The 724-nt window shown below is 77.1% G+C and carries 1 protein-coding gene; it reads left to right on the top strand.

From position 1 onward, the window contains the following. On the top strand, positions 1-521 hold a 521-nt coding region (locus tag ACIPYS_RS29470; protein WP_400751689.1), incomplete at its 5' end, for a carbohydrate binding domain-containing protein. Positions 522-724 lie beyond the last annotated feature (203 nt).

The following is a 724-nucleotide window of genomic DNA, read 5'->3' as shown; positions in this document are numbered from 1 at the left end:
CCGGCTCCTCGGCGACGCTGACCGTCGCCACCACCGCCGCCACCACCCCGGGCACCTACCCGCTCACGGTGACCGGCACCGCCGCCTCCGGCAGCCACACCAGCACCTACACGCTGACCGTCACCGGCGTCACGCCGCCCGGCGGGCTCGTGAACGGCGGCCTGGAGACCGGCAGCCTCGGCCCGTGGACCTGCCAGACCGGCGGCAGCGTGGTGAGCACCCCGGTCCACTCCGGCTCGTACGCGCTCCAGGCGGCGGCCAACGCGTCCCAGACCGGCCAGTGCTCGCAGACCGTCACCCTGGCGCCGAACAAGGCCTACACCCTGACCGGCTGGGTCCAGGGCAGCTACGCCTACGTCGGCGTGAGCGGTGGCGCCACCGGCTCCACCTGGACCAGCGCATCCGGCTGGACCAAGCTCAGCGTCCCGTTCACCACCGGCGCCTCCGGGACCGTGACCGTCTACCTGCACGGCTGGTACGGCCAGGGCAGCGTCTACGGCGACGACTTCTCGATCGCCTGAGCGTCCCTGAACGTCCCTGACGGCCTGACGGCCTGACGCTCCTGACGGAGCCCGACGGTTCTCTACGGGACCTGACGGTTCCCGACCCCCGCCGGGGGGGGCCCCCCCCGGGGGGGGGGCCCCCCCCCGCCGGGGGGCGCGGGGGGGGGGGGGGGGGGGGCGCCCGCGGGCGCCCCCCCCCCCCCCCCCGCGGGCCCCCCGCG

It is taken from the genome of Kitasatospora sp. NPDC089913, from assembly GCF_044748625.1.
Lineage (GTDB): Bacteria > Actinomycetota > Actinomycetes > Streptomycetales > Streptomycetaceae > Kitasatospora.
This window is presented reverse-complemented; position numbering and strand designations above follow the sequence as displayed.